Origin of the sequence: Sphingobacterium shayense (genome assembly GCF_013179575.1) — a bacterium.
In the GTDB taxonomy this organism is placed as follows: Bacteria; Bacteroidota; Bacteroidia; order Sphingobacteriales; family Sphingobacteriaceae; genus Sphingobacterium; species Sphingobacterium shayense.
The window spans coordinates 1-3,807 of the sequence record NZ_JABMCQ010000255.1 but is presented as its reverse complement, the minus strand read 5'-3'; the positions used below and the strand labels follow the sequence as shown (position 1 = coordinate 3,807).

Below are 3,807 nucleotides of genomic sequence, written 5' to 3'. Positions count from 1 at the left end.
ACCCTGCGAAATGATAGCATCTAATTGCTCTTGATAACTGTTTGTGCTTATTTCCGCAAGTTCAGGTAGACTAACGACTAAACCGTGTCGTTCAGCTAGATGTTCGATGAAATTTTTTGCAGACTGATATTTTTCTTCCAATTCCTTTGTGATTTCTGGAATTTTGTGCACAAAGATGTTGACAGCGAAATCAGCACTAATCAAGCGCTTTGTGGCATGTATAGCTTCTGCACATTTATCCGCAGGAAGATCACCTAACGGCAAAGAACCCAAACAGCCGGCTCTGGATGCCGCCGCTACCATTGCAGGGGTCGTTACGCCTAACATAGGGGCTTGAATTAATGGGTATTTAATATTCAATAACTTGGTAATGTCGTTTTTCCACTTCATAACATACATATTTTAACGTTATTTTGCCTAGGTCTTCGAGCGCCCATTTTGAATACAAAATTATATTATTTTTGAATTCAAAATGGGATTAAAAATGATACTCTTTAACTTTTATATAAAAAAAAGTATTATTCTGGACCTTATTGAAATATATAAAATAAATATGGATAGCTTGTATATTTCAGGGGATTTTCGAGTACGTAAGAGGTTTCAAATGTGGCAAAAGGAATCGCAACTGATAATTGATAGAATCAGCTCCCATTTTGACAAAACTAAATCATTGCTTAGAGGAGGTGTACCGGCTGTGCTTATTATTTCCTTATCATCGGGAACTGAGAAATTCTTAGCGTAGTACACCCATAAGGTACAAGCCGTACTTCGACCTCTTTTAAGTCATTAATGTCTACGCCATGCATGTCCGCCGATGGCATCGGACCAGCCATGCCGTTATACATCTTCCAAAAAGGAAGTTGTCGAGCGTTACAGGTAACTTCTATCGGTGTATTCTCACGGTTCCACGGATGTAATTTATCAATATCCGCGTTTTTATTTACTGTAAACATAGACTTCATTTCCTCTCTATTAAAAAGGGGGAGTCCATAATTCCAGTCTCCGGTTGGTCGAACTTCTATAAAAGAATTTCCAAATGCCACCTTTTCTTGATCTTCTAGAAACACCTCTCTTTCTTCACCCGGAATATCAAGAGCATAGACTAACGGTCCTCGTTCGATAGATCTAGAGCTCTCATGATAGGTCTGATAATTAAACTCCATTGGGAACTCCAGCACAATAATATCGTTGCTTCTCCATTCGCGCATGATCTCTACAACGGTTCCTGGTTTTGAACCTGACTGGACTTCTTGTCCGTTAACGAAAATTTTTGGATCTTTGGTCCAAGAGGGGATACGTATCTGATAGGGAAATTCGATCGTCTTTTCCTGATGTGTAATCTTCAGGCTTATTTCGCTTTCAAACGGATAAAAAGTTTCCTGCTCGATATGGATCATCTTACCTTGTTTGCCAACCCTTACGTCGACGGATGAAGGTGCGAATATCATAGAACCTACGCCATTGTTGGCTGTCGCGTAGTATAGGTTTTGTGTAAATTTAGGCCATCCTTGATGCATATTGGAAGTACAGCAAGGGTAGCCCGTCAGCAATCCAAAAACAAGATCTGTACCGTCGTGGTTAACGTCGAAATTGTACATCTGCCTGGTAATCTGTACCTGATTCGCCTGCTGAAAATACTGACGACGCATGAAGTCATCGGATATTTGTGTTGGTAATGCGTTGAATGCGATTTTCTCAAGATGCTCCGCAAAGCCTACATCGCCTGTAATTTCCAGCATTTTTTCCAATGAAAACATCAGTTCAACCGCAGAACATAACTCAGAGCCTTGCGTTGGATTGCTTCCGTGTAGCGCCTCATCGCCACCATACATCCCTTGAGCCTGACCATTAAAGAGCTTTATATCGGAAAGGCCCTGTTTTACTGCACTTAAATACTTAGGATCGTTGTTTTGTTGAAAATAGATCACAGGTTCTTTTAATCCTTGGGCTAAGTTTACACAGTGAATGCTACGATGGGTGGCAAGCATATTTCTGTCAAGGAACTTTTGTGTGAAATCAAAGCCTTGTCCATGTAATATTTCAGCGAGTTCTAACAGGTTGCTTTCTCCAGTGATGTTATAAAGCCAATATACCGCTTGAAGATTGTCCGCTGATCGATACTCCGCCCAAAAGGTCCAATGGCCCAGTGGTTTCTCTTCAAGCGTTTTAAGTTGATACGCAAAGTATTTACTAAATAAGTCGACCACACGGTTATCCTGTGTTGCGGCATAATATTGTTGCAATATTTTCAACATGACCATTTTAGGCCACCAATCGTGCGCATTGTCACGTTGGATTCCTTCTTCATATTCGTAATCTTTAGCGGGGCCAAAATACCCATCTTCCCTTTGGCTGTTAATAGCCCAATCCACCCATTGCTGGGCTTTCTTTTTTAGCTTTTCGTCGTCCAATTGGTAGGCTAGTGGCAGCAGGCCGTCAACCCAATAGGGGCCTCGTTCCCATTGATCGCCATCACCACCTAACCAGCCGTTACGTTCTCCCATTACCAAAGGGTATAATTTATCGAGTTGACCCGTTGCTCCGTTCTTTTGACTAATTAACATTTCTTGTAGCCAGCCTTTAGCTTTAATTGCGCCAAGAGGCAACTCCATAAATGGTTTTCGTTGTAAGGGCGATCTATTCTGGACATAGGGCTGCGCCATGAGGCAACCCGAACCTATATTCAGAAATATAAAAGGGACAAGGATTTTAATCAGTGTATGCATGAATTTATTTTTTTAAACGTGTGTCGGCTCAGCTAAATTAAATGTTCTTCGTTCGTGAACATGAACTACGAAGAAAAGTGAATTATTTAAACAGGAGCGAAGGCCACTTAATATTGAAATTAATGATCGAATCCTCTCATCGTTTATTATGCATATTTTCTAGTAGAACACTAATGCAAAAATACTTATATGTTAATCGATATACGAGATCTGTTATGCTTTCCTTAGCTAATCAATGGATCGGTAAAACTTTCTCTTCCGGTTTCTACGCGCCCAGCGAACCGCTGCCAGTAAGGACTTTCCTCGGTCGAAGTAATTGCAAAATCATACCATCCGTGAGATTTCTGAAGATTGACTGTTATCTTCTCCGATCCTCCGGCCGGTATCTTCTTCATTAGCAGAGCACCTGTTTTATAGCTAAGGTCTTCGAGTTTAACATTAATTAATTTGGAGCCATGATTGGTTAGGGTAACCTCTAAATTTCCCGTCGCTCCTTTAGTAAGGGATTTTCTCTCTACACGCGTGCTAACTGTTAGTTCAGGGTCATCTGGCGATCCGGAAAATTCACGGTAAAAACCGTTAGGTCCATGTACGTGAAGCTGATAGCTATCATTTTTAAAAGCCTTAAGTGGCCATTGGTAACTTAGTTCATCACCAGCAGTGACGGCGAAAGACCAATTTCGACAAAGTTCAGATTTTCCATTTTCGTCCCTATAGCTATCCGGTGCATAAACCGTAAAGGGGGATCCGGCAGCATTATCTCCAAAAAGGTCTTTATCCGCAGCGAAGTTTATGCTAAACACGCCGTTATCTTTTTGCAAGCTGCCTTCTGCGCGAAGTTGATAGGGCAGGGCACAAGAAGGACGCCCACCAGGTTCTTGTTGAGACATCAATTCTTTATATGATCCCGCTCGTCTAGCCTGTTCTATTTGCTGATTGTCAATCATCTTAAAATCCCCTGGATCCTCTTTAAACTTCGCGCTGAATATTGTTTGAATAAACGCATCGCGATCAATAAATTCAATCGGCTTCTCCTGTTTATTAAAAGGCGTAAATACAGAGGTTAAGTTTCCACAGATTG

General features: G+C 41.2%; 3 protein-coding genes. All 3 read right to left on the bottom strand.

Features of this window, described 5'->3' with window-relative positions; translation table 11 throughout:
• Positions 1–390: nitronate monooxygenase (locus tag HP439_RS18280; protein ID WP_172391767.1), on the bottom strand; the 390-nt coding region annotated here is incomplete at its 3' end.
• Between the two features lie 311 nt (positions 391–701).
• Positions 702–2,726, bottom strand: a complete 2,025-nt coding sequence (locus HP439_RS18275) for a beta-L-arabinofuranosidase domain-containing protein (protein WP_172391766.1) — start codon at positions 2,724–2,726, stop codon at positions 702–704.
• A gap of 224 nt (positions 2,727–2,950) precedes the next feature.
• Positions 2,951–3,807 (bottom strand): phospholipase domain-containing protein (locus tag HP439_RS18270; RefSeq protein WP_172391765.1); only part of this gene is annotated, 857 nt, incomplete at its 5' end.